Here is a 25871-nt window from a genome sequence, read left to right as displayed (position 1 = left end):
GTTTCTATGACTTCTCTGTATTTAGCTTCCGGTTCTCCACGTCGTCAGGAGTTACTTGCGCAACTTGGCCTCACTTTCGAACGTATTGTTACGGGCATTGAGGAGCAGCGTCATCCGCAGGAGAGCGCGCAGCAGTATGTTGTGCGTCTGGCGCGCGAAAAAGCGCAAGCGGGCGTCGAGCAAGCAGCGCAGGATTTGCCTGTGCTGGGGGCGGATACTATCGTGATCCTGAACGGAGAAGTGTTAGAGAAACCGCGCGACGCAGAACATGCGGCGCAGATGTTACGCAAATTATCGGGACAGACCCATCAGGTAATGACAGCAGTGGCGCTGGCCGACAGCCAGCACATTCTCGATTGCCTGGTGGTTACCGATGTGACTTTCAGAATGTTAACAGGTGAAGACATCGCGGGCTATGTCGCCAGCGGTGAACCGTTAGATAAAGCAGGTGCATACGGTATTCAGGGGCTGGGTGGTTGTTTTGTCAGGAAGATAAATGGCAGCTATCACGCCGTAGTCGGCTTACCGCTGGTTGAAACGTATGAATTATTAAGTAATTTTAACGCACTGCGTGAGAAAAGGGATAAACATGACGGCTGAATTGTTGGTAAACGTAACGCCTTCGGAAACGCGAGTGGCGTATATTGATGGCGGCATTCTGCAGGAAATTCATATTGAACGTGAGGCGCGACGCGGAATCGTAGGCAATATCTACAAGGGTCGTGTAAGTCGTGTACTTCCGGGTATGCAGGCGGCTTTTGTAGATATTGGGCTGGAGAAAGCCGCGTTTCTACACGCTTCTGACATTATGCCGCACACTGAATGTGTGGCGGGCGAGGAACAAAAGCAGTTCACGGTACGCGACATTTCGGAACTGGTCCGCCAGGGGCAAGATCTGATGGTACAGGTGGTGAAAGACCCTCTGGGCACCAAAGGCGCGCGCCTGACCACGGATATCACGCTGCCGTCTCGCTATCTGGTGTTTATGCCTGGCGCATCCCACGTTGGGGTTTCCCAACGCATTGAAAGTGAATCCGAACGTGAACGCCTGAAAAAAGTGGTCGCAGAGTATTGTGACGAGCAGGGTGGGTTTATCATCCGTACCGCAGCGGAAGGTGTTGGCGAAGCAGAACTGGCTTCCGATGCCGCTTATTTGAAGCGCGTGTGGACTAAAGTGATGGAGCGTAAAAAGCGCCCACAGACTCGTTATCAACTGTATGGCGAACTGGCGCTGGCACAGCGTGTCCTGCGTGATTTTGCTGATGCCGAACTGGACCGTATTCGCGTTGACTCGCGTCTGACTTACGAAGCATTGCTGGAGTTTACCTCGGAATACATTCCTGAGATGACCAGCAAGCTGGAGCATTACACGGGCCGCCAGCCGATTTTCGATCTCTTTGATGTAGAAAATGAAATTCAGCGGGCGCTGGAGCGCAAAGTTGAGCTGAAGTCCGGTGGCTATCTGATTATCGATCAGACCGAAGCAATGACTACTGTGGATATTAATACCGGGGCGTTTGTCGGTCATCGCAATCTGGACGACACCATTTTCAATACCAATATTGAAGCGACGCAGGCTATTGCTCGCCAGTTACGGTTGCGTAACCTGGGCGGGATTATCATCATTGATTTCATTGACATGAATAATGAAGATCACCGTCGTCGCGTGCTTCATTCACTGGAACAGGCGTTGAGCAAAGACCGGGTAAAAACCAGCGTTAACGGTTTCTCGGCGCTGGGACTGGTGGAGATGACGCGTAAGCGAACCCGCGAAAGTATTGAGCACGTACTGTGTAATGAATGCCCAACCTGCCACGGTCGCGGAACGGTGAAAACGGTGGAAACCGTATGTTATGAAATCATGCGAGAAATCGTTCGTGTGCACCATGCTTACGACTCTGACCGTTTCCTGGTCTATGCTTCTCCGGCAGTAGCCGAAGCCTTGAAAGGCGAAGAGTCGCACTCACTGGCGGAAGTGGAAATTTTCGTTGGCAAACAGGTTAAAGTACAAATTGAACCGCTCTATAACCAGGAGCAGTTTGATGTCGTTATGATGTAAACAGATGCTGGGTCGCCATCCGGCAAAGGGTTTTTGAGTCACATTTTTAGCAGACAAGGAGTGACGGGTGAGGCGATTGCCGGGGATTTTACTGCTTACTGGAGCCGCGCTCGTTGTGATCGCTGCGCTGCTGGTCAGCGGCCTGCGTATTGCTTTACCGTACCTCGATGCCTGGCGTCCGGAAATCCTCAACAAAATAGAATCTGCTACCGGAATGCCGGTGGCTGCCAGTCAACTCTCTGCCAGTTGGCAGAATTTTGGTCCGACGCTTGAAGCACGCGACATTCGTGCAGAGCTAAAAGATGGCGGTGAGTTTTCGGTTAAACGCGTCACCCTGGCACTGGATGTCTGGCAGAGCCTGCTGCATATGCGCTGGCAGTTTCGCGATCTCACTTTCTGGCAACTGCGCTTTCGCACCAATACACCAATTTCCAGCGACAGCGGTAATGACAGCCTGGAAGCCAGCCACATCAGCGATCTTTTTCTACGCCAGTTCGATCACTTCGATCTCCGCGATAGCGAAGTCAGCTTTCTGACGCCATCAGGCCAGCGTGCTGAACTGGCGATCCCGCAACTTACCTGGCTTAACGATCCGCGTCGGCACCGTGCGGAAGGCCAGGTAAGTCTCTCCAGTCTTACCGGACAGCACGGCGTGATGCAGGTGCGGATGGATCTGCGTGATGACGAGGGGTTGTTAAGCAACGGTCGCGTATGGCTACAGGCTGATGATATCGACCTGAAACCGTGGCTGGGTAAATGGATGCAGGACAACATTGCGCTGGAAACGGCGCAGTTCTCGCTGGAAGGCTGGATGACGATCGACAAAGGCGATGTGACCGGTGGCGACGTCTGGCTGAAACAGGGCGGCGCAAGCTGGTTGGGTGAGAAGAAAACGCATTCGCTGTCGGTGGATAATCTGACCGCACATATTACGCGTGAAAATCCGGGCTGGCAGTTTTCTATTCCTGATACTCGTATCACTATGGACGGCAAACCCTGGCCAAGCGGGGCATTGACGCTGGCCTGGATACCGGAACAGGACGTTGGTGGGAAAAATAATAAACGCAGTGACGAACTACGTATTCGCGCCAGCAATCTGGAACTGGCAGGGCTGGAAGGCATACGCCCGTTGGCAGCGAAACTTTCACCTGCTTTGGGGGATATCTGGCGTTCCACGCAACCGAGCGGCAAGATCAACACGTTGGCGCTGGATATCCCGCTTCAGGCTGCAGAAAAGACCCGCTTTCAGGCATCGTGGAGCGATCTGGCCTGGAAGCAATGGAAATTACTACCGGGGGCGGAACATTTCTCCGGGACGCTTTCCGGTAGCGTAGAAAATGGTTTGCTTACCGCTTCCATGAAGCAGGCGAAAATGCCTTACGAAACGGTATTTCGTGCGCCGCTGGAAATTGTCGACGGCAAGGCGGCCTTAAGCTGGCTGAATAACGATAAGGGTTTTCAGCTCGATGGCCGCAATATTGATGTCAAAGCCAAAGCCGTCCATGCGCGTGGTGGTTTCCGTTACCTGCAACCGGCTAATGATGAACCCTGGCTGGGCATTCTGGCTGGCATCAGTACCGATGATGGTTCGCAAGCCTGGCGCTATTTCCCGGAAAACCTGATGGGTAAAGACCTGGTTGATTACTTAAGTGGGGCGATTCAGGGTGGTGAGGCGGAGAACGCGACGCTGGTTTATGGCGGCAATCCGCATCTTTTTCCATACAAACACAACGAAGGTCAGTTTGAGGTGTTGGTGCCGCTGCGTAATGCGAAGTTTGCTTTCCAGCCGGACTGGCCAGCATTAACTAATCTCGATATTGAACTGGACTTTATTAACGACGGTTTATGGATGAAAACCGATGGCGTTAATCTGGGTGGCGTGCGTGCCAGCAATCTCACCGCAGTGATCCCTGACTACTCGAAAGAAAAGTTGCTGATTGATGCTGACATAAAAGGTCCGGGCAAAGCTGTTGGTCCTTATTTTGATGAGACGCCGCTGAAGGATTCGCTGGGGGCGACCCTGCAAGAACTCCAGCTCGACGGCGATGTGAATGCTCGCTTACATCTCGATATCCCGCTGGACGGCGAGCTGGTTACAGCGAAAGGCGAAGTGACGCTGCGTAACAACAGTCTGTTTATCAAACCGCTTGATAGCACTCTGAAAAATTTGAGCGGCAAATTCAGCTTTATCAATGGCGATCTACAAAGCGAATCACTAACCGCAAACTGGTTTAACCAGCCACTGAACGTGGATTTTTCCACCAAAGAAGGGGCGAAAGCCTACCAGGTTGCGGTGAATCTCAACGGCAACTGGCAACCAGCGAAAACTGGTGTTCTGCCTGAAGCGCTGAATGAAGCGTTAAGCGGCAGTATGGCATGGGATGGTAAAGTGGGCATTGAGCTACCTTATCAAGCTGGCGCAACGTATAACGTTGAACTGAAGGGCGATCTGAAGAATGTGAGCAGTCACTTACCTTCACCGTTAGCCAAACCTGCTGGCGAACCGTTGCCAATTAACGTTAAGGTCAACGGCAATCTCAACAGCTTTGAATTAACCGGACAGGCAGGCGCGGATAACCATTTCAATAGCCGCTGGTTGCTCGGTCAAAAGCTGACGCTCGATCGCGCCATCTGGGCGGCAGACAGCAAAACGCTCCCTCCGTTACCGGAGCAAAGTGGTGTTGAACTCAATATGCCGCCGATGAACGGTGCCGAGTGGCTGGCCTTGTTCCAGAAAGGCGCAACGGAAAAAGTTGGCAGCGCAGCGAGTTTCCCTCAGCACATTACGCTACGTACACCGATGTTGTCGCTGGGAAATCAGCAATGGAATAACCTGAGCATTGTTTCGCAACCGATGGCAAATGGTACGCAGGTCGAGGCGCAAGGGCGTGAAATCAACGCTACGCTGGCGATGCGTAATAACGCACCGTGGTTAGCGAATATCAAATATCTCTATTACAACCCGAGCGTGGCAAAAACTCGTGGTGATTCAACGCCGTCATCACCTTTCCCGACAACGGAGCGTATCAGCTTCCGTGGCTGGCCGGATGCGCAAATACGTTGCGCAGAATGTTGGTTATGGGGGCAAAAATTCGGCCGCATCGACAGTGATATCACCATCTCCGGCGATACGTTAACCCTGACCAACGGGCTGATTGATACCGGTTTCTCGCGGCTCACTGCTGATGGTGAATGGGTTAATAATCCCGGAAATCAACGGACATCGCTGAAAGGAAAACTGCGCGGACAGAAAATTGATGCTGCCGCAGAATTTTTTGGTGTTACGACGCCAATACGCCAGTCATCATTTAATGTGGATTACGATTTGCACTGGCGTAAATCGCCGTGGCAGCCAGACGAGGCGACATTGAACGGCATCATTCATACACAACTGGGCAAAGGTGAAATTACCGAAATTAGCACCGGACATGCCGGACAGTTGCTGCGCTTATTGAGTGTTGATGCCCTGATGCGTAAGCTGCGCTTTGATTTCAGGGATACCTTTGGCGAAGGGTTCTATTTTGACTCCATTCGCAGCACCGCGTGGATTAAAGACGGCGTTATGCACACTGACGACACGCTGGTGGATGGCCTGGAAGCGGATATCGCCATGAAAGGATCGGTAAATCTGGTGCGTCGCGATCTCAATATGGAAGCGGTTGTCGCGCCAGAGATTTCTGCGACAGTGGGCGTGGCTGCGGCCTTTGCGGTTAACCCGATTGTCGGCGCGGCAGTGTTTGCCGCCAGTAAAGTGCTGGGGCCGCTGTGGAGTAAGGTCTCCATTTTGCGCTATCGCATTTCTGGTCCGCTGGATGCTCCGCAAATCAACGAAGTGTTGCGTCAGCCGCGTAAAGAAAAAGCGCAATGATTTGACGAGGGCATGTAATTGCCCCAATCTCATAAGATAATCGTTGTCATAAAACCAACGAACCGGAACAAACCGCAGGCCGGATAAGGTGTTTACGCCGCACCCGGCAGCCGTAAAAAATCCTCTACCGCAGTAACTAACGAGTAGCAAAAACGATGAGTCTGAACCTGGTAAGTGAACAATTGCTAGCGGCGAACGGCCTGAAACATCAGGACTTGTTCGCGATCCTCGGTCAACTGGCCGAACGTCGCCTTGATTATGGCGATCTCTATTTTCAGTCGAGCTATCACGAGTCCTGGGTTTTAGAAGACCGCATTATCAAAGATGGTTCTTACAACATCGATCAGGGTGTTGGTGTGCGTGCAATCAGCGGTGAAAAAACCGGGTTTGCTTACGCAGACCAAATCAGCCTGCTGGCGCTGGAGCAGAGCGCGCAAGCGGCGCGCACCATCGTCCGTGATAGTGGCGATGGCAAAGTACAAACACTGGGCGCGGTAGAGCATAGCCCGCTGTATACCTCGCTTGATCCGCTGCAAAGCATGAGCCGCGAAGAGAAGCTGGATATCCTGCGCCGCGTCGATAAAGTTGCCCGCGAAGCGGACAAGCGCGTACAGGAAGTGACTGCCAGCCTGAGCGGCGTCTATGAATTAATTTTGGTCGCGGCGACTGACGGAACCCTGGCGGCGGATGTCCGCCCTCTGGTGCGTCTTTCCGTGAGCGTTCTGGTCGAAGAAGGTGGTAAACGCGAACGTGGTGCCAGCGGCGGCGGCGGTCGTTTCGGTTATGAGTTCTTCCTTGCTGACCTCGATGGTGAAGTTCGCGCTGATGCATGGGCGAAAGAAGCAGTGCGTATGGCACTGGTCAATCTTTCCGCCGTTGCCGCGCCTGCGGGGACTATGCCGGTTGTTCTCGGCGCTGGCTGGCCGGGCGTGTTGTTGCATGAAGCGGTCGGTCACGGTCTGGAAGGCGACTTCAACCGCCGTGGTACATCGGTCTTTAGTGGCCAGCTCGGTGAGCTGGTGGCTTCTGAACTGTGTACCGTGGTTGATGACGGTACGATGGTTGATCGCCGTGGTTCGGTGGCGATTGATGACGAAGGCACACCAGGTCAATACAACGTGTTGATTGAGAACGGGATCCTGAAAGGTTACATGCAGGATAAACTCAATACACGTTTAATGGGTATGACGCCGACCGGCAATGGTCGCCGTGAATCTTACGCTCACCTGCCAATGCCGCGTATGACCAACACCTACATGCTGCCGGGTAAATCGACACCGCAGGAAATCATTGAATCCGTTGAGTATGGTATCTATGCGCCGAACTTTGGCGGCGGTCAGGTAGATATCACCTCTGGTAAATTTGTCTTCTCCACCTCAGAAGCGTATCTGATTGAAAACGGTAAAGTGACGAAGCCGGTGAAAGGCGCAACGTTGATTGGTTCCGGTATCGAAACCATGCAGCAGATTTCGATGGTGGGCAACGACCTGAAACTGGATAACGGCGTGGGTGTCTGCGGTAAAGAAGGGCAGAGCCTGCCGGTTGGCGTAGGTCAGCCGACGCTGAAAGTCGATAACCTGACTGTTGGTGGTACAGCGTAATCTGTCCAGGACGGTAAGCGTCGCATCAGGCATCGGTTGCCGGATGCGGCGTGAATGCCTTATTCGACCTGCGCTAAGGAATTACTTCTCTTTCCCACGCCCGTGCATCTCCTGAAAAAGTTTTCCTACCTCGACAAAATAATCCGTTAATGAGTTGATCACTACCTGCACCTTTAACGGCAACTTATCTTTTTCGGTATATAGCGCATAAACCGGGCGAGGATCTGACTGGTAACGCGGCAGCAGGATCTCCAGGTCCCCGCGATTGATCTCATTGATCACCCACATCAGCGGCACGTAGGCGATCCCCGCCCCAGCAGTTAGCCAGCGAACCAGCGTCATCGGATCGTTAGTGACAAATCGCCCTTGTGGGATGAGGCGCGTTGAGATCCCTTCCGGAGCGATCAGTTCAAATTCATTGTCCGGGCGCACACTGTATTCAAGCCATGAATGACTACTTAAATCGGCTGGTTTTTCCGGTACGCCATACTGTGTGAGATAGCTTTTGGCGGCGCACACCACCATTGGCATCGCGCCCAGGCGGCGGGAAAACAGGCTGGAATCTTGTAATGCGCCAACGCGGATCACCACGTCAAGGCCATCGGCAATCAGGTCAGGTGCAGGAATGCCCGTGACCAGATTTACGCTTAAGCCCGGGTACTCTTTCAGCATTTTTGCCGTCAGCCCCGCGAGAACATTTTGTGCCATAGTTGAAGAACAGCCAATACGTAGCGTGCCGATGGGCGTGTTATTGAAAGCATACAGTTGCTCATGAACATCCTGCACTTCATGGAGCATCCGGCGACAGCCTTGATAGTAAATTTTACCCGCTTCGGTCAGGCCAATGCTACGCGTGCTGCGGTTTAGTAGCTTAACCTGCAACTCATCTTCCAGTTTAGATACCGTCTGACTGATGGATGATACGCTCATCTGTAACTGCCTGGCGGCGGCGGTAAAAGAGCCAAATTCAACTACTTTGGCAAAAACCGACATGCGTTTTAGTCGTTCCATTATTCACTCTGACTTAAAAGTGATTTAGATCACATAATATAGATAACAGCATAACAGTTACGCTAATATATTAAATATTAATCTACAGCAATGTTGCTCTCGCCCGGCTTTCCATGCCCTTCTCTGCGGCGACAGATGCTGAAAATAATGACGCCTGCTCTCTCTATACAACCAAGGTCAACATGAGTCTGTTTCCCGTTATCGTGGTGTTTGGGCTGTCCTTCCCACCGATATTTTTCGAATTGCTTTTATCACTGGCGATTTTTTGGCTAGTGCGCCGGGTACTTGTGCCAACAGGTATCTACGACTTTGTCTGGCATCCGGCGTTGTTCAACACCGCGCTCTATTGCTGTTTGTTTTATTTGATATCGCGACTGTTCGTTTGAGGTTGAAGTGAAAACACTAATAAGAAAATTCTCCCGTACGGCCATTACGGTCGTATTAGTCATTCTGGCCTTCATCGCAATTTTTAATGCCTGGGTCTATTACACCGAATCTCCGTGGACGCGTGACGCGCGCTTTAGCGCCGACGTGGTGGCAATTGCGCCGGATGTCTCCGGTCTCATTACCCAAGTGAATGTTCATGATAACCAGTTGGTGAAAAAAGGGCAGGTACTGTTCACCATCGACCAGCCGCGCTATCAAAAGGCGCTCGAGGAAGCACAAGCCGACGTTGCTTATTATCAGGTGCTGGCACAGGAAAAGCGCCAGGAGGCCGGACGTCGTAACCGTCTCGGCATACAGGCGATGTCTCGCGAAGAGATCGACCAGGCCAACAACGTGCTGCAAACGGTCCTGCATCAGTTAGCGAAAGCGCAGGCGACCCGCGATCTGGCAAAACTGGATCTTGAACGCACAGTGATCCGCGCGCCAGCAGATGGCTGGGTGACCAACCTCAACGTCTATACCGGTGAATTTATCACGCGGGGATCAACGGCCGTTGCACTGGTGAAACAGAACTCCTTCTATGTGTTGGCCTATATGGAAGAAACCAAACTGGAAGGTGTACATCCGGGATATCGCGCAGAGATCACGCCGCTTGGTAGCAATAAAGTGCTGAAAGGTACGGTCGATAGCGTTGCTGCCGGAGTCACTAACGCCAGCAGCACGCGTGATGACAAAGGTATGGCGACTATCGACTCTAACCTAGAGTGGGTGCGTCTGGCGCAGCGTGTTCCGGTACGTATTCGTCTCGACAACCAGCAAGATAACATCTGGCCTGCCGGGACTACCGCCACTGTGGTGGTTACGGGTAAACAAGATCGCGACGAAAGTCAGGATTCGTTCTTCCGAAAAATGGCTCATCGCCTGCGCGAGTTTGGTTAATCACGATGGGTATTTTCTCCATTGCTAACCAACATATTCGCTTCGCGGTAAAACTGGCGACCGCCATTGTGCTGGCGCTGTTTGTTGGTTTTCATTTTCAGCTTGAAACGCCACGCTGGGCGGTACTGACAGCGGCGATTGTTGCCGCAGGTCCGGCCTTTGCAGCCGGTGGAGAACCGTACTCGGGCGCTATTCGCTATCGCGGCTTTTTGCGCATCATCGGCACATTTATAGGCTGTATTGCCGGGTTGGTGATCATTATTGCGATGATCCGCGCGCCATTGTTGATGATTCTGGTGTGCTGTATCTGGGCCGGTTTTTGTACCTGGATTTCTTCGCTGGTACGAGTAGAAAACTCCTATGCGTGGGGGCTGGCGGGTTACACCGCGCTGATCATTGTGATCACCATTCAGCCGGAACCGCTACTTACGCCGCAGTTTGCTGTTGAACGTTGCAGCGAAATCGTCATGGGTATTGTGTGCGCTATTGTGGCGGATCTGCTCTTTTCTCCGCGATCGATTAAGCAAGAGGTGGATCGTGAACTGGAAAGTTTGCTGGTGGCGCAATATCAGTTAATGCAACTGTGTATCAAACATGGCGATGGTGAAGTCGTCGATAAAGCCTGGGGTGACCTGGTTCGACGCACCACGGCGCTGCAAGGAATGCGCAGCAACCTGAATATGGAATCTTCCCGCTGGGCACGCGCCAATCGACGTTTAAAAGCGATCAATACGCTGTCGCTGACGCTGATCACTCAGTCTTGCGAAACCTGGCTGATTCAGAATTCGCGCCCGGAATTGATCACAGATACTTTCCGCGAATTTTTTGACACGCCGGTAGAAACTGCGCAGGACGTCCATAAGCAGCTAAAGCGCCTGCGGAGAGTTATTGCCTGGACCGGGGAGCGCGAAACGCCCATCACCATTTATAGCTGGGTCGCGGCGGCAACGCGCTATCAGTTGCTCAAGCGAGGCGTCATCAGCAACACCAAAATCAACGCGACCGAAGAAGAGATCCTGCAAGGCGAGCCGGAAGTAAAAGTAGAGTCAGCCGAGCGTCATCATGCGATGGTCAATTTCTGGCGCACAACACTTTCCTGCATTCTGGGGACGCTGTTCTGGCTGTGGACCGGATGGACCTCTGGCAGTGGTGCAATGGTAATGATCGCAGTAGTGACCTCGCTGGCAATGCGTTTGCCTAATCCACGCATGGTAGCGATCGACTTTATCTACGGGACGCTGGCGGCGCTGCCGTTAGGGCTGCTCTACTTTTTGGTGATTATCCCCAATACCCAACAGAGTATGTTGCTGCTTTGCCTTAGTCTGGCGGTGCTGGGATTCTTCCTCGGTATCGAAGTGCAGAAACGGCGGCTGGGATCGATGGGGGCGTTAGCCAGTACCATTAACATTATTGTGCTGGATAACCCGATGACCTTTCAGTTCAGCCAGTTTCTCGACAGCGCGTTGGGGCAAATTGTCGGCTGTGTGCTGGCGTTTATTGTCATTCTTTTAGTGCGGGATAAATCGCGTGATCGAACCGGACGCGTACTGCTTAATCAGTTTGTTTCTGCTGCTGTTTCCGCAATGACCACCAATGTTGCGCGTCGTAAAGAGAACCATCTGCCGGCGCTTTATCAGCAGTTGTTTTTGCTGATGAATAAATTTCCCGGCGATTTACCGAAATTTCGCCTGGCGTTGACGATGATTATCGCACACCAGCGCCTGCGCGATGCGCCGATCCCGGTTAACGATGATTTATCGGCATTCCACCGACAAATGCGACGTACTGCGGACCACGTTATTTCTGCCCGTAGCGATGACAAACGCCGTCGTTACTTCGGGCAGTTGCTGGAAGAACTGGAGATTTACCAGGAAAAGTTACGCATCTGGCAAGCACCGCCGCAGGTTACAGAACCGGTGTATCGGCTTACCAGTATGCTCCATAAGTATCAACATGCGCTGACCGATAGTTAAGTCAAAACCGACGGCAAAAGGTGTCAGTTGATATTGCTGATATACTCCAAATTGCCTGATGCGCTACGCTTATCAGGCCTACAAAATTGCATTATATTGAATTTGCACACCCTGGTAGGCCGGATAAAGCGTTCACGCCGCATCCGACATCAACAACGCGCACTTTGTCAATCATCTGAGCCGACGCCAAAAGCGTCGGTTTTTTCATGGCTATACTTAGCGATGATCGGCAGAACTCGCCGCGAAACGTGATGGTGGCAACAGATGAATATCTATAGCTTTGATTTTGATGAGATTGAGAGTCAGGAGGACTTTTATCGCGACTTTCGCCAAACCTTTGGTCTGGCGAAAGATAAGGTACGCGATCTCGACTCTCTGTGGGATGTGTTAATGAACGATGTCCTGCCGCTACCGCTGGAGATTGAGTTTGTTCATCTGGGAGAGAAAACGCGTCGCCGTTTTGGCGCGTTAATACTGTTGTTTGATGAGGCAGAAGAAGAGCTGGAAGGACATTTGCGTTTTAATGTTCGCCATTAGCGCAAAAAAAAGCCTCCGAACCGGAGGCAATCTCGTCGGACAAGACGATGAGGGTTTATTTGTACAGTTCAGCCGTGGCGTGCCAGGTATCACCGCTACGAGCTTCAGTAATCTGGTAGGCCGTTGCGCCCTTCTCTTCCGCTTTTTTGTTCAGCATTTCACGCATATCCATCGGTGAAGAGGCAACGCCACTTACGGATACAGTACCGATAGCTTCACGATTTTGTGCTTGTGCAGCATCAATGGAATCGGCAGCGAATGCACCGAAAGAGAGAACAGAAAGTACGCTTAATGCAGCAACAGTGGTTTTGATTTTCATGATTTTTACCTCGACATAATCTTTTAGTTGGGTCTTTGTTTCGTGACCCATATCACAAAATCAAGTATACACTAATTATTGAACTAATTAATACCACGCTAACTGTTTCTATTGAATGTAAATTGTTAAAAAATTTTAACCTTTATAACAAATTGGAATTAAAAATAGGGTGATTTATAGTAAATAGCATTAATTTCAATAAGATATGTTTTTTTTGCATAATGTGCGTTTTTTACTTTATGTATTCGATGTGTGAATTTTTTGTCTCAAGAAACGCACTATTCGTTAAATAAATGGCAGGGAAAACAAGGGGGACAGGGGACTGCAACATTTTCCCCGCCGCCAGAAGCGACGGGGCAAGAGATTAAAGCTCCTGATCGAACAGCTCTAAGATCGCTTCATACAGGTCTTTGACGGTGAAACCTTTGGCAGGGGTGGTAAAGATGGTGTCATCACCAGCAATGGTGCCAAGAATACCTTCTGCTTTGCCCAAAGAGTCCAGCAGACGCGCAATTAACTGTGCCGCGCCGGGGCTGGTATGAATCACCACAACAGCGTCGTTGTAGTCGATATCCAGCACCAGATTTTTCAGCGGGCTGGACGTGGTTGGTACGCCCAGTTCAGCAGGTAGGCAGTAAACCATTTCCATTTTGGCATTGCGGGTACGTACAGCACCAAACTTGGTCAACATCCGCGAGACTTTAGACTGATTAATATTGTCAAAGCCTTGCTCCTGCAATGCGGCGACGATTTCGCCCTGGGAGCTAAATTTCTCTTCTTTAAGTAACGCTTTAAACGCTTTAACTAATTCTTCTTGCTTAGCCGAGCTTCGCATAAGTCACCCGATATGGTGGTTGATACAACATTATTGTGCATACAGATGAATTTTTATGCAAACAGTCTGCCCTGGAGAAGGCTGAAATAATGTTATGAAAGAGCGGGATTTTATCAAATTTCGTTATTGAGAAACATGCCTGTGTCACGGCGCGTAAATTTCGCTTAAAAGTAAATTAATTGTTATCAAATTGATATTGTTTTGGCTGAACGGTAGGGTATATTGTCACCACCTGTTGGAATGTAGCTCTGATGCATAAGCGGCTGTTAATTACGTAAGTTAGCTCCCTGATTACGTCAATTAAATGCATAAACGCCAAATTTGCGTGACTACACATTCTTGAGAAGTGGTCATTGTAAACTGTGAATTTGTGGATTAAGGTCGCGGCAGCGGAGCAACATATCTTAGTTTATCAATATAATAAGGAGTTTAGGATGAAAGTCGCAGTCCTCGGCGCTGCTGGTGGTATCGGCCAGGCGCTTGCATTACTGTTAAAAACCCAACTGCCTTCAGGTTCAGAACTCTCCCTGTATGATATCGCTCCAGTCACTCCCGGTGTGGCCGTCGATCTGAGCCATATCCCTACTGCTGTGAAAATCAAAGGTTTTTCTGGTGAAGATGCGACTCCGGCGCTGGAAGGTGCGGATGTTGTTCTTATTTCCGCTGGCGTAGCGCGTAAACCGGGTATGGATCGTTCCGACCTGTTTAACGTTAACGCTGGGATCGTGAAAAACCTGGTACAGCAAGTCGCGAAAACCTGCCCGAAAGCGTGCATTGGTATTATCACTAACCCGGTTAATACCACTGTGGCTATCGCTGCAGAAGTGCTGAAAAAAGCCGGTGTTTATGACAAAAACAAGCTGTTTGGCGTCACTACGCTGGATATCATTCGTTCCAACACCTTTGTTGCGGAACTGAAAGGCAAACAACCGGGTGATGTAGAAGTGCCGGTTATTGGCGGTCACTCTGGCGTTACCATTCTGCCGTTGCTGTCGCAGGTTCCTGGCGTCAGCTTTACCGAGCAAGAAGTGGTTGATCTGACCAAACGTATCCAGAACGCGGGTACTGAAGTGGTTGAAGCGAAAGCCGGTGGCGGGTCTGCAACTCTGTCTATGGGCCAGGCGGCTGCACGTTTTGGTCTGTCTCTGGTTCGTGCGCTGCAGGGCGAAAAAGGCGTAGTAGAGTGTGCCTATGTTGAAGGTGACGGTCAGTACGCACGTTTCTTCTCTCAACCGCTGCTGCTGGGTAAAAACGGCGTGGAAGAGCGTAAATCTATCGGCACTCTGAGTGCATTTGAACAGAACGCGCTGGAAGGTATGCTCGATACGCTGAAGAAAGATATCGCTCTGGGCGAAGAGTTCGTTAATAAGTAATTGATTAGTAGATAATAAAAAACCGGAGCAACGTCTCTAATGCCGATCAGTTAAGGATCAGTTGACCGATCCAGTGGCTGTGTAAGAATCCGGAAACGCTCACTCGTTTCCGGATTTTTTTATGCACATTGGACAGGCTCTTGATCTGGTATCCCGTTACGATTCTCTGCGTAACTCACTGACTTCTCTGGGGGATTACCTCGACCCCGAACTCATCTCTCGTTGCCTTGCCGAATCAGGTACTGTAACGCTACGCAAGCGCCGTCTTCCCCTCGAAATGATGGTCTGGTGTATTGTTGGCATGGCGCTTGAGCGTAAAGAACCTCTTCACCAGATTGTGAATCGCCTGGACATCATGCTACCGGGCAATCGCCCCTTCGTTGCCCCCAGTGCCGTTATTCAGGCCCGCCAGCGCCTGGGAAGTGAGGCTGTCCGCCGCGTGTTCACGAAAACAGCGCAGCTCTGGCATAACACCACGCCGCATCCGCACTGGTGCGGCCTGACCCTGCTGGCCATCGATGGTGTGTTCTGGCGCACACCGGATACACCAGAGAACGATGCAGCCTTCCCCCGCCAGACACATGCCGGGAACCCGGCGCTCTACCCGCAGGTCAAAATGGTCTGCCAGATGGAACTGACCAGCCATCTGCTGACGGCTGCAGCCTTCGGCACGATGAAGAACAGCGAAAATGAGCTTGCTGAGCAACTTATAGAACAAACCGGCGATAACACCCTGACGTTAATGGATAAAGGTTATTACTCACTGGGACTGTTAAATGCCTGGAGCCAGGCGGGAGAACACCGCCACTGGATGATCCCTCTCAGAAAGGGAGCGCAATATGAAGAGATCAGAAAACTGGGTAAAGGCGATCATCTGGTGAAGCTGAAAACCAGCCCGCAGGCACGAAAAAAGTGGCCGGGGCTGGGAAATGAGGTGACAGCCCGCCTGCTGACCGTGACGCGCAAAGGAAAAGTCTGCCATCTGCTGACGTCGATGACGGACGCCATGCGCTTCCCCGGAGGAGAAATGGCGGATCTGTACAGTCATCGCTGGGAAATCGAACTGGGATACAGGGAGATAAAACAGACGATGCAACTGAGCAGGCTGACGCTGAGAAGTAAAAAGCCGGAGCTTGTGGAGCAAGAGCTGTGGGGTGTCTTACTGGCTTATAATCTGGTGAGATATCAGATGATTAAAATGGCAGAACATCTGAAAGGTTACTGGCCGAATCAACTGAGTTTCTCAGAATCATGCGGAATGGTGATGAGAATGCTGATGACATTGCAGGGCGCTTCACCGGGACGTATACCGGAGCTGATGCGCGATCTTGCAAGTATGGGACAACTTGTGAAATTACCGACAAGAAGGGAAAGGGCCTTCCCGAGAGTGGTAAAGGAGAGGCCCTGGAAATACCCCACAGCCCCGAAAAAGAGCCAGTCAGTTGCTTAACTGACTGGCATTAGGGCCGCCGGGGACGTTTTTTTACCACGGGGGCTTCGGATATAACGGTGCTTTCAGGACGTACGACTGGTACCGTGGAAAATTGTCCGTAAAGGCAGGCATCAAGTTCCTGCTCCGACATGCCTGCGGGCAAAGGCCACGAAAGGCCAGCTCTCCGAAAGCGCACGAACATACTACAAACTGTTGATTTTGGTACACCCAGGCGACGCCCGGCCACAACCCGGGGTAAATGTTCTTCAAAGTGAAGACGTAAAGCTTCAGTGATCCAGGTCCGGTGTTTCATACGATAGTGTCCATTAAAAATGATGGACATTATTTTTGTAGAGCCGGAGGAAACAGACCAGACGGTTTAAATGAGCCGGTTACGAAAAGCCTGCTTTTATTCCGATCTCTTTCAGTGCCTGTAATGAAGTGACAAACTCACCTTCGCGCAAGATAAATCCGTCTGTCACTCGACCATCCACAAAATTAATTAACGCAGCCCCATTCTTTCGCAAACACATAATGCGGTAATGACTAACAAGATTTCCATTTTCAACGCACACAGCATAGAGGCCATCTTCACAAAAAATTTTACGCAGTTCTTCGATGTTCATCATCAGAATCCTTCCGGATAATTAGCTCTCCCCTTTAAGGGACCATCCCTCTTATCCCTGCGCGCTACTTAAGTATTTTTGATTCTATTCCGGCACCGTCCAGAACTTCAAACGCGTTGAAAATAAAAACAAAAACCCGCCGAAGCGGGTTAAGTGCGGGTGCGTTGAGGATGCCTGCCACATCAGAGGTGGCGAGGGATTTCTCCCTCGCCGGGTCTCTTACTCCTCAGGTTCGTAAGCTGTGAAGACAGCGACCTCCGTCTGGCCGGTTCGGATTCGTACCTCGCAGAGGTCTTTCCTCGTTACCAGTGCCGTCACTATGACGGTTAAACAGATGACGATCAGGGCGATTAACATCGCCTTTTGCTGCTTCATAGCCTGCTTCTCCTTGCCTTTCGGCACGTAAGAGGCTAACCTACATGTGTCTAGCATGAAATTGGCCTCAGATTAATGTTAAGCGTCTTGCAGGACGCGTAATGTTAACTGGGGCTTTTCTCTATCTGCCGTTGGTGTTCATGCCCGAGGCAGATAGCCTCAAGCACCCGCAGCCATTCTACTTAACTACCGTTACCTCGCCAATATGAAATCAATCAGAAAGGTGATCCATAAGAACAATAACAAGACAATAAATTGCCATTACAGCCACAATAGCCAGCGTGCATTTGAGAACCAGCACATAAATCTCCTGCTCTTGACGTATACAGGCACTGATAAATATGTGTCTTCGTGCTCGTTACTTCAATACGTAAGCGTCAGTTGCGCGTAATCAAATCAGACAACCGACTTTAAACCAGGGACAAACAGCAGGTAAAATAATCAAACGTTATTTTAAGCCATATCATGGCTGCAAGATTTCCTCTAATTTCAACAAGATGAGCAGGTCATTGCTTGCACTGATGACCTGCTCATTAATCATGATTATTTGAAAATTAAGGTAGGCGTACTATATATAGAAACACTGCTACGCTCCGTTGGCATAATATAAAATCATTCCTGTCCTTCTTTACCGTAGTGCAGTTGACCAATTTTGATTAGAGGGCGTCCCTGAGATTTGCGGTGTAGATTGGTATCGCGCAGTGAATACACGCAGCCACAATATTCCTGCTGATAGAATTGTTCGCGCTTGCTGATTTCAATCATGCGGGAAGAGCCGCCCTGTTTTCGCCAGTTATAATCCCAGTACACCATGCCCGGATAATGCGCGACGGCTCGCCGTCCACAGTCGTTAACCTGCTGCATATTTTTCCAGCGTGAAATGCCCAGTGAGCTACTGATCACACTGAAACCATTTTCAGCGGCATACAGTGCAGTCCGCTCAAAACGCATGTCAAAACACATGGTACAACGGATCCCTCGTTCAGGCTCCCATTCCATTCCTTTGGCTCGCTCAAACCAGTTGTCTGTGTCGTAATCAGCATCAATAAATGGCACGCCGTGTTGTTTAGCAAAGCGAATATTCTCATCCTTACGAATTAAATACTCTTTCTGAGGATGAATGTTCGGGTTGTAGAAAAAGATGGTGTAGTCGATTCCCGAGGCCTGAAGCGCCTCCATCACTTCACCGGAACATGGAGCACAGCAAGAGTGCAGTAATAGTTTTTTTGCCCCGTTTGGGAGCTCCAATTTGGGGCGTTTGAAATCAGCAACAGTCATAAATGTGTTTATGAGGTTCATGAAAATAGCAAAAAGTGTAGCATCAGAACGGGCTATCGGAAACAGATGTCTAAATCTGGTAATGTCTGCTTTTGATGCAAAGCAGACAACCACGGCAGCGCACGAAAATCAGCGATAATGTCGGGATTAATAATCGGGTGACGTCCATCACATAGCGAATGTTCCTCTTTCCTGATATCGCTAAATATCGACCATTCGTCATTCTTATCGAACCAGAGCATGCGACTGCCACAGCACATGTCGAGAATGGTAGCCGATGTACTCACAGCATCACCTCCCGATAATTCCCCTGATAAAACGTCAGAACACGCTGCATAACTTCGCTCTTCCGGCACTCGCGACAGATTATGTTTAGACGACTGTCGTAGCGGCGTATTTCTCCGTCAGGTAATGACCAGATAAGGTCCGGATCAACCACAGCAGGTTTCTTCACCTTTGCCCTCGAGAGTTTTTTGCGGGCGTTTTGCCAGTCCTTACGCGCCTGTTCAGACGGGAATAACCCGTAGCCGGAGTTGTATACATCGCCACTGGCTACCAGCTCTCTGGCAAGAACGCTCATCAGATATCTAGTCGCACCTGTTTTAGCTTCCAGTTGCCGTAACGTCTCACGACCGCTCTGGCGCACGAGTTCCACCACCTGCCCTTTAATTTTTTCCCGCTCTTCTTGTGTAAAAACTTTTGCCACAAGTCCCCCTTAAAATTACCTCATGACCTGAAATCAACACTTATCCTCTGAAACCAGGCGGAATTTCTGTATCCGGTTCAGAAATATGATTAACACAACGCTGTACAGGTGAACGTCCCAGGCGGATGACCAGTTCGTCCCATTTTTCGCGGAGCTTTGACGGGCTCATGATGTTTTTTACCCAGAATGGATCTCGCTGAACCCGACCAAACATTTCGCAAATTTGTCTGTGGCTTCTGCCATCCAGCATCCGCATTGTGCGCACGTCATTGGCCCAGGCAGTCCAGTTAGGCTCTTTTGGTCGCATGATCTCGCCATCATCACTGGCTGCCTGTTCGTAGAGACCCACGATCCGCCCCCAGATCCACTGCGCACACGCCAAATCCTCCCTGCTACCCCACTGGCGTTTTTTCGCACTAAACACAACCGCGTCGGAGTTCCGGGTTAAAAAATCCTGTTCAGTCGTCTGCGGGTCCGGTTGCGAAGCTTCCGGACGAAAAGTGTTTTTATTCTCTGTAGTAATCTCTGTTGTATTCTCTGTAAGATCATCAGGCCATTTTGACCCGATGACATTGGGTCGTTTTGAACCAATGGAGCGTTTCATTTTGACCTCTTCCATCGTATCATTTAGACCTGATGGAGCAGCGCATTTTGAACCGATGGATACGCTCAATTTACCACCATCTAAAAGCTCGCACCCATAGTTGATCGTGTAGAAATTGGTCATGTCGCGCTTTGATTTATTGAGCTTTTCGCAACGCAAAAGCCCCAGCGTTTTCAGACTTGCAAACGCGCGCTTTAACGTTGACTCTGACCAGAATGGGAACTGTTCCAGCCATTGTTCCGTTGTGTTATAAATCCAGCGGACACCATCACATTCCATACCGGAATTAGTATCTCTCAACCAGTAATGCAACTGCTGCAACACAATGGCCTCGTTTAAGCCAATCTTCATCGCAAGCTGTGTGTTTATAACCAGTGGGCGTTCAGCAAAAAGAAGACTCATAATTCCATCCAGCTTTTTGTTGGTATTGCTGTCGATACGCAAGCTTGAAAGCAATTGCTTTTTCTATAAGTTCGTCAGTTTCACGATCCACTACGGCAGGATCAGCAAAAAGCAGTCCGGACTCCACCACATCGCCATATTCTTTGTTTAACCCGGCGATCATATACGTGATGCTTTTTCCGTCACTAATTTCACGATATAACCTGAAATCATTAATCCGGATAGCCTCCATAATTGCAGGCACTAGCGCCATGAACTTTTCACGCTTATCCCTGGTGTCGATAGCCTTCCAGCGTTCGAATATCTTCACTCGATTAACGCCAAGCGCTCGCTGATCAACCGCGCCACCTTCATCTGTGACACGCTTAACATCGATGTTCGGGCGCTCTTTCAAAGCCCAGAATGCTTCAGTGATTAATATCGTCGCCTGCTCCTGTGTCATTCCTGGTCGACATATCCAGGCATCCAGAGCCTCACGAGCCTGTTCAGGAGTGATTTTCATTGTTCAACCGCCCCGCCCGCTTCGTCTTACGATATTCGTCATAAACTTTGGGGTCATACTGAAGCTCCCCGCCAGATGCCTCCTGTAGACGCATCGCGCGACCTTCGGGAACTAAATCCCCTTTCCAGCTATAAAGCGAAGCCAAACGAATACCAGCTGCTTGTGCAAGTTTTGTTTTTGAACCGAAATACAAAAGAGCGTCAGTTTTAAGCATTTAAAACACCTTGATTGTTAGTTATAACTAACAAAATAGATGTTAACAAAAACATAGTCAATACGATTTAGCATTAGCTAACTATGGATACAAAAAATTTAACTATCGGCGAACGCATTAGGTATCGTCGGAAAAACCTCAAACACACCCAAAGGTCTCTTGCTAAAGCCCTGAAAATCTCCCATGTGTCTGTATCACAATGGGAACGGGATGATAGTGAACCTACAGGGAAGAACCTTTTTGCCCTCAGCAAAGTATTGCAATGCTCACCAACATGGATTCTATTTGGCGATGAAGACAAGCAACCAACACCACCTGTTGAGAAGCCAGTTGCCTTATCTCCCAAAGAACTAGAGCTCCTTGAGCTGTTTAATGCACTGCCAGAATCAGAACAGGATACCCAGCTCGCCGAAATGCGAGCTCGAGTAAAAAACTTCAATAAACTCTTTGAAGAATTACTAAAAGCCCGTCAGCGGACAAATAAAAGATAACATCATCAATGAGTTATCTTTTACTACATTAATTATGTTAGTCATAACATACAAAATCACTTGACCAATATGTTAGTCATAGCTAATCTTGTTTGCATCAACACACCGCACGGTGTTCTCAGCAAACAGTTCCGCTACCCCGGCGTTAAGGGGAAATGAGGTCAGCATGGATACTATCGATCTTGGCAACAGCGAATCTCTGGTATGTGGCGTGTTCCCCAACCAGGACGGTACGTTCACCGCGATGACATATACCAAAAGCAAAACGTTTAAAACCGAATCTGGCGCGCGTTGCTGGTTAGCCAGAAACACTGACTGATGAGGCTGACGATGGAATTTAAAGATTTACCGTCTGATGTACAGAAAACAGCAGCTCATACATTGCATTCTGTGCTGCGAGAAATCGGGAAAGATATTGCAAGCGAGCCAGCAAAAGATCTGGCCCGGAAAATCAAGACCGCTTTCGTTGAGCTTTATAATGTTGGCACTGACTCTGAAACTGTCGAGACCAAGAGCGTAAGTTCACCAATATTCTCACTTGAGCCAGGCGTATTATCAGGTGAAATATCACCGAGATTTCCAGCGAACTGCTTCCGGTAATACGAGAAGCAATTTGCCGTCGCGGTTTGGATGGAAGTTACGATCATGACGTCCTGCAAGTTCTCAGGACAATGGTGACTTCACTGGGGATTTGATCCCTGCGTCCTCTAACCTTTTGATATAGCGGTCCTCCAAGAAGCGGTAAATTTTGTCGAAATCATCTTTCCCCTCTGGTTTATTCAGAGGATTACAGGACCCGTAAGTAGCGGCATACATTTCAACCGTTTTATCAAAAATATAAGAGACAAATTCTTCTTTAGTCATATAGATTTCCTTCTTGGTTATTCGGGATAAGAAGGATACCACCTCGCCTGACGTGGTTAAAAGCAGGCACACAACACGAAAGCGCACGGCGAAGTTCGTCTCACTGTACGGTGTCGTTAAATTTAATTCGACCGTGCGCTTCCGGTTGTGGCAACCCGCGAAATGGCGCGGCGGTAAGTATGGCGGGGTTATTCCTTCCCCGTTGAGGACACCGAGTTGTCAGGTTGACCATACGCTTAAGTGACAACCCCGCTGCAACGCCCTCTGTTATCAATTTTCTGGTGACGTTTGGCGGTATCAGTTTTACTCCGTGACTGCTCTGCCGCCGTTTTTAAAGTGAATTTTGTGATGCGGTGAATGCGGCTAAGCGCACGCGGAACAGTTAAAACCAAAAACAGTGTTATGGGTGGATTCTCTGTATCCGGCGTTAATTGTTAACTGGTTAACGTCACCTGGAGGCACCAGGCACTGCATCACAAAATTCATTGTTGAGGACGCGATAATGAAAACGTTATTACCAAACGTTAATACGTCTGAAGGTTGTTTTGAAATTGGTGTCACTATCAGTAACCCTGTATTTACTGAAGATGCCATTAACAAGAGAAAACAAGAACGGGAGCTATTAAATAAAATATGCATTGTTTCAATGCTGGCTCGTTTACGTCTGATGCCAAAAGGATGTGCACAATGAATTCAGCATTTGCGCTTGTTCTGACAGTTTTTCTTGTTTCCGGAGAGCCAGTTGATATTGCAGTCAGTGTTCACAGGACAATGCAGGAGTGTATGACTGCAGCAACCGAACAGAAAATTCCCGGTAACTGTTACCCGGTCGATAAAGTTATTCACCTGGATAATATCGAAATCCCGGCAGGTCTTTAAAACAGTTCCGTAATAAATATCCGGTTTCATTCTTATATGCCAGCAATGGCAGGGATTTGTTCATCCTTAAATCTGTCATGAGGTTAAAACAAAATGAGTAAAGTCTTTATTTGCGCCGCTATTCCTGACGAACTGGCAACAAGGGAAGAAGGCGCTGTGGCTGTAGCCACAGCCATTGAAGCTGGCGACGAACGCCGTGCTCGAGCAAAATTTCACTGGCAGTTCCTGGAACATTATCCGGCTGCTCAGGACTGCGCTTATAAATTTATTGTCTGCGAGGATAAACCTGGCATACCCCGCCCTGCCCTCGATTCATGGGATGCTGAATATATGCAGGAAAACCGCTGGGATGAGGAGTCTGCTTCTTTTGTCCCGGTTGAGACTGAATCCGATCCGATGAACGTCACTTTTGACAAGCTGGCCCCTGAAGTACAGAACGCTGTCATGGTTAAGTTCGACACATGTGAAAACATCACCGTTGATATGGTTATTAGCGCACAGGAATTGTTGCAGGAAGACATGGCAACATTCGACGGACATATCGTTGAAGCGTTGATGAAAATGCCAGAAGTTAACGCCATGTATCCGGAGCTTAAGTTGCACGCCATTGGGTGGGTTAAGCATAAATGTATTCCTGGTGCTAAATGGCCCGAAATTCAGGCAGAGATGCGCATCTGGAAAAAACGTCGCGAAGGTGAACGCAAGGAAACCGGAAAATACACGTCTGTTGTTGATCTCGCCCGCGCCAGAGCCAATCAACAGTACACTGAAAATTCAACAGGAAAAATCAGCCCGGTCATTGCTGCCATTCATCGCGAATACAAGCAGACATGGAAAACACTGGATGACGAACTGGCCTACGCTCTCTGGCCTGGTGATGTGGATGCCGGAAACATTGACGGCAGCATCCATCGCTGGGCAAAAAAAGAAGTTATCGACAACGACCGCGAAGACTGGAAGCGTATCTCGGCATCAATGCGCAAACAGCCTGATGCCCTTCGCTACGACCGCCAAACTATTTTTGGCCTTGTCCGTGAGCGTCCGATCGACATTCACAAAGATCCCGTAGCACTGAACAAATATATCTGCGAATACCTGACGACAAAGGGCGTGTTTGAGAATGAAGAAACAGACCTAGGCACTGTTGATGTTCTCCAGTCATCAGAAACACAAACTGATGCAGTGGAAACTGAGGTATCTGATATCCCAAAAAATGAAACCGCGCCGGAAGCTGAACCATCTGTAGAGCGTGAGGGGCCGTTCTATTTCCTCTTCGCAGATAAGGACGGAGAAAAATACGGTCGCGCAAACAAACTTTCTGGTCTGGATAAGGCACTGGCTGCTGGCGCCACTGAAATCACAAAAGAAGAATATTTTGCCCGAAAAAATGGCACATACACGGGCTTACCGCAAAATGTAGATACCGCTGAAGATTCAGAACAACCAGAGCCGATAAAAGTTACCGCTGACGAAGTAAACAAAATTATGCAGGCAGCCAATATCAGCCAGCCTGACGCCGATAAGTTGCTTGCTGCATCACGTGGTGAATTTGTTGAAGGGATTAGTGACCCGAATGATCCGAAATGGGTTAAGGGGATCCAGACCCGCGATTCTGTGAACCAGAACCAGCATGAATCGGAACGGAACTACCAAAAAGCGGAACAAAACAGCCCAAATGCGTTACAAAACGAGCCAGAAACGAAACAGCCTGAACCAGTGGCGCAACAGGAAGTGGAAAAAGTCTGCACCGCCTGCGGTCAGACCGGCGGCGGCAACTGCCCTGATTGTGGCGCGGTGATGGGCGACGCAACATACCAAGAAACATTCGATGAAGAGTATCAGGTTGAAGTTCAGGAAGATGATCCGGAGGAAATGGAAGGCGCTGAACATCCACACAAGGAGAACACTGGCGGCAATCAGCATCACAATAGCGATAATGAAACTGGCGAGACGGCAGATCACTCAATTAAGGTGAACGGTCATCACGAAATCACATCCACCAGCAGGACGTGTGACCATCTAATGATCGACCTTGAAACCATGGGAAAAAATCCTGATGCCCCGATCATCTCAATAGGTGCAATATTTTTCGATCCGCAAACCGGAGATATGGGACCCGAATTTAGTAAGACTATCGATCTGGAAACTGCTGGCGGAGTCATTGATCGGGACACCATTAAATGGTGGCTTAAGCAATCACGCGAAGCGCAATCTGCCATTATGACCGATGAAATCCCGTTAGATGATGCACTGTTACAATTGCGGGAATTTATCGACGAAAACTCCGGTGAATTTTTTGTTCAGGTCTGGGGAAATGGAGCCAACTTCGACAACACGATTTTGCGCCGTTCATACGAACGGCAGGGGATCCCCTGCCCGTGGCGTTACTACAACGATCGCGATGTACGCACAATCGTTGAGCTGGGGAAAGCCATAGACTTCGATGCCAGAACGGCTATTCCATTCGAAGGTGAGCGCCATAATGCACTTGATGACGCCCGTTACCAGGCAAAATACGTTTCAGTTATCTGGCAAAAACTGATCCCGAGTCAGGCTGATTCTTAATGTTCAACTGTCGCCGGTTGTGACTGGTATT

At 49.6% G+C, this 25871-nt stretch carries 27 protein-coding genes and 2 pseudogenes; 16 read left to right on the top strand and 13 right to left on the bottom strand.

Going from position 1 to position 25871, the window contains the following annotated elements; translation table 11 throughout:
- Nucleotides 1-6: 6 nt before the first annotated feature.
- From yhdE to tldD, 4 genes are all read left to right on the top strand, one after another.
- Nucleotides 7-600: a nucleoside triphosphate pyrophosphatase YhdE gene (yhdE, locus tag C1192_RS14130; protein ID WP_001517187.1), complete on the top strand. Its 594-nt coding sequence runs from the start codon at nt 7-9 to the stop codon at nt 598-600.
- Nucleotides 590-2059: a ribonuclease G gene (gene rng / locus C1192_RS14125; protein WP_000123205.1), complete on the top strand. Its 1470-nt coding sequence runs from the start codon at nt 590-592 to the stop codon at nt 2057-2059. The genes yhdE and rng overlap by 11 nt, the downstream gene beginning before the upstream one ends.
- 67 nt (nt 2060-2126) lie before the next feature.
- Entirely contained in the window at nt 2127-5927 is a 3801-nt protein-coding gene (gene yhdP, locus C1192_RS14120; protein WP_038355793.1) for an AsmA2 domain-containing protein YhdP, read from the top strand.
- 155 nt (nt 5928-6082) lie between these two features.
- Complete coding sequence (gene tldD / locus C1192_RS14115) at nt 6083-7528, top strand: metalloprotease TldD (RefSeq protein ID WP_038355794.1); 1446 nt, start codon at nt 6083-6085, stop codon at nt 7526-7528.
- 81 nt (nt 7529-7609) lie between these two features.
- Here tldD and aaeR read toward each other — a convergent pair whose 3' ends face one another.
- A complete protein-coding gene (gene aaeR / locus C1192_RS14110) occupies nt 7610-8539 on the bottom strand; it encodes an HTH-type transcriptional activator AaeR (RefSeq protein ID WP_000440306.1) in 930 nt (309 codons plus the stop codon).
- Between the two features lie 182 nt (nt 8540-8721).
- Between aaeR and aaeX the strand changes: the two genes are divergently transcribed.
- From aaeX to C1192_RS14090, 4 genes are all read left to right on the top strand, one after another.
- On the top strand, nt 8722-8925 hold the full coding sequence (aaeX, locus tag C1192_RS14105; RefSeq protein WP_000051841.1) for a p-hydroxybenzoic acid efflux pump operon protein AaeX: 204 nt from the start codon (nt 8722-8724) through the stop codon (nt 8923-8925).
- A gap of 7 nt (nt 8926-8932) precedes the next feature.
- Nucleotides 8933-9865, top strand: coding sequence for a p-hydroxybenzoic acid efflux pump subunit AaeA (aaeA, locus tag C1192_RS14100; protein ID WP_000854025.1), 933 nt, complete (start codon nt 8933-8935; stop codon nt 9863-9865).
- Nucleotides 9866-9870: 5 nt separating this feature from the next.
- Entirely contained in the window at nt 9871-11838 is a 1968-nt protein-coding gene (gene aaeB / locus C1192_RS14095) for a p-hydroxybenzoic acid efflux pump subunit AaeB (protein WP_000510989.1), read from the top strand.
- A 264-nt stretch (nt 11839-12102) separates the two neighbouring features.
- Nucleotides 12103-12375 (top strand): barstar family protein, encoded by a 273-nt coding sequence (locus tag C1192_RS14090; RefSeq protein ID WP_001028998.1) that lies wholly within the window; start codon nt 12103-12105, stop codon nt 12373-12375.
- 55 nt (nt 12376-12430) lie between these two features.
- Here C1192_RS14090 and yhcN read toward each other — a convergent pair whose 3' ends face one another.
- Nucleotides 12431-12694 carry a peroxide/acid stress response protein YhcN gene (gene yhcN, locus C1192_RS14085; RefSeq protein WP_000695690.1) on the bottom strand — a complete coding sequence of 88 codons (264 nt, stop codon included), beginning with the start codon at nt 12692-12694 and terminating at the stop codon, nt 12431-12433.
- A gap of 364 nt (nt 12695-13058) precedes the next feature.
- Entirely contained in the window at nt 13059-13529 is a 471-nt protein-coding gene (gene argR, locus C1192_RS14080; protein WP_001257843.1) for a transcriptional regulator ArgR, read from the bottom strand.
- Nucleotides 13530-13963: 434 nt separating this feature from the next.
- Here argR and mdh point away from each other — a divergent pair, with 434 nt between their 5' ends.
- Together mdh and C1192_RS14070 are read left to right on the top strand one after the other, a co-directional pair.
- Nucleotides 13964-14902 (top strand): malate dehydrogenase, encoded by a 939-nt coding sequence (gene mdh / locus C1192_RS14075; RefSeq protein ID WP_010377442.1) that lies wholly within the window; start codon nt 13964-13966, stop codon nt 14900-14902.
- 121 nt (nt 14903-15023) lie between these two features.
- Entirely contained in the window at nt 15024-16352 is a 1329-nt protein-coding gene (locus tag C1192_RS14070; RefSeq protein WP_103194807.1) for an IS4-like element IS4 family transposase, read from the top strand.
- Between the two features lie 13 nt (nt 16353-16365).
- On the opposite strand, the pseudogene C1192_RS14065 reads toward C1192_RS14070, so the two are convergent.
- From C1192_RS14065 to dicC, 9 genes and pseudogenes are all read right to left on the bottom strand, one after another.
- A pseudogene (locus C1192_RS14065) lies at nt 16366-16677 on the bottom strand (IS66-like element accessory protein TnpA); the annotation flags it as partial.
- A gap of 49 nt (nt 16678-16726) precedes the next feature.
- Nucleotides 16727-16963 (bottom strand): protein Rem, encoded by a 237-nt coding sequence (rem, locus tag C1192_RS14055; RefSeq protein WP_000980998.1) that lies wholly within the window; start codon nt 16961-16963, stop codon nt 16727-16729.
- 216 nt (nt 16964-17179) lie between these two features.
- A complete protein-coding gene (hokD, locus tag C1192_RS14050) occupies nt 17180-17335 on the bottom strand; it encodes a type I toxin-antitoxin system toxin HokD (RefSeq protein WP_000813254.1) in 156 nt (51 codons plus the stop codon).
- 612 nt (nt 17336-17947) lie between these two features.
- A complete protein-coding gene (locus tag C1192_RS14045) occupies nt 17948-18613 on the bottom strand; it encodes an epoxyqueuosine reductase QueH (RefSeq protein WP_001595803.1) in 666 nt (221 codons plus the stop codon).
- Nucleotides 18614-18714: 101 nt separating this feature from the next.
- A pseudogene (locus C1192_RS14040) lies at nt 18715-18900 on the bottom strand (methyltransferase); the annotation flags it as partial.
- Nucleotides 18897-19319, bottom strand: a complete 423-nt coding sequence (locus C1192_RS14035; RefSeq protein ID WP_001151183.1) for a DUF977 family protein — start codon at nt 19317-19319, stop codon at nt 18897-18899. The pseudogene C1192_RS14040 and the gene C1192_RS14035, both read right to left, overlap by 4 nt.
- 40 nt (nt 19320-19359) lie before the next feature.
- Entirely contained in the window at nt 19360-20325 is a 966-nt protein-coding gene (locus C1192_RS14030; protein ID WP_038354781.1) for a phage replication protein O, read from the bottom strand.
- Complete coding sequence (locus C1192_RS14025; protein ID WP_038354782.1) at nt 20306-20827, bottom strand: toxin YdaT family protein; 522 nt, start codon at nt 20825-20827, stop codon at nt 20306-20308. Before C1192_RS14025 ends, C1192_RS14030 begins: the two co-directional genes overlap by 20 nt.
- On the bottom strand, nt 20811-21041 hold the full coding sequence (dicC, locus tag C1192_RS14020; RefSeq protein WP_000920568.1) for a dicB transcriptional regulator DicC: 231 nt from the start codon (nt 21039-21041) through the stop codon (nt 20811-20813). The genes C1192_RS14025 and dicC overlap by 17 nt, the downstream gene beginning before the upstream one ends.
- An 83-nt stretch (nt 21042-21124) precedes the next feature.
- Here dicC and dicA point away from each other — a divergent pair, with 83 nt between their 5' ends.
- The 3 genes from dicA to C1192_RS14005 all read left to right on the top strand — a co-directional run bounded on the left by dicA (nt 21125) and on the right by C1192_RS14005 (nt 22132).
- Entirely contained in the window at nt 21125-21532 is a 408-nt protein-coding gene (gene dicA / locus C1192_RS14015; protein ID WP_038354783.1) for a DNA-binding transcriptional dual regulator DicA, read from the top strand.
- A 166-nt stretch (nt 21533-21698) separates the two neighbouring features.
- The gene (locus C1192_RS14010) at nt 21699-21851 is read left to right on the top strand and encodes a DUF1391 family protein (RefSeq protein WP_000379591.1); all 153 of its coding nucleotides are present in this window, start codon (nt 21699-21701) and stop codon (nt 21849-21851) included.
- Nucleotides 21852-21862: 11 nt separating this feature from the next.
- Nucleotides 21863-22132, top strand: a complete 270-nt coding sequence (locus C1192_RS14005; RefSeq protein WP_241482947.1) for a hypothetical protein — start codon at nt 21863-21865, stop codon at nt 22130-22132.
- A gap of 63 nt (nt 22133-22195) precedes the next feature.
- On the opposite strand, the gene C1192_RS14000 is transcribed toward C1192_RS14005, so the two are convergent.
- Nucleotides 22196-22396: a hypothetical protein gene (locus C1192_RS14000; RefSeq protein ID WP_000159335.1), complete on the bottom strand. Its 201-nt coding sequence runs from the start codon at nt 22394-22396 to the stop codon at nt 22196-22198.
- A gap of 502 nt (nt 22397-22898) precedes the next feature.
- Here C1192_RS14000 and dicB point away from each other — a divergent pair.
- From dicB to C1192_RS13985, 3 genes are all read left to right on the top strand, one after another.
- Nucleotides 22899-23087 carry a cell division inhibition protein DicB gene (dicB, locus tag C1192_RS13995; RefSeq protein ID WP_000854559.1) on the top strand — a complete coding sequence of 63 codons (189 nt, stop codon included), beginning with the start codon at nt 22899-22901 and terminating at the stop codon, nt 23085-23087.
- Nucleotides 23084-23275: a lysis protein YdfD gene (gene ydfD / locus C1192_RS13990; protein WP_038354784.1), complete on the top strand. Its 192-nt coding sequence runs from the start codon at nt 23084-23086 to the stop codon at nt 23273-23275. Before dicB ends, ydfD begins: the two co-directional genes overlap by 4 nt.
- Before the next feature lie 93 nt (nt 23276-23368).
- Nucleotides 23369-25840: a 3'-5' exonuclease gene (locus C1192_RS13985; protein WP_038354785.1), complete on the top strand. Its 2472-nt coding sequence runs from the start codon at nt 23369-23371 to the stop codon at nt 25838-25840.
- The last annotated feature ends 31 nt before the right edge of the window (nt 25841-25871 follow it).

This window comes from Escherichia marmotae (assembly GCF_002900365.1).
GTDB classification, from domain to species: Bacteria; Pseudomonadota; Gammaproteobacteria; order Enterobacterales; family Enterobacteriaceae; genus Escherichia; species Escherichia marmotae.
The sequence above is the reverse complement of the archived record's forward strand: the minus strand, read 5'-3'. Positions and strand labels throughout refer to the sequence as shown.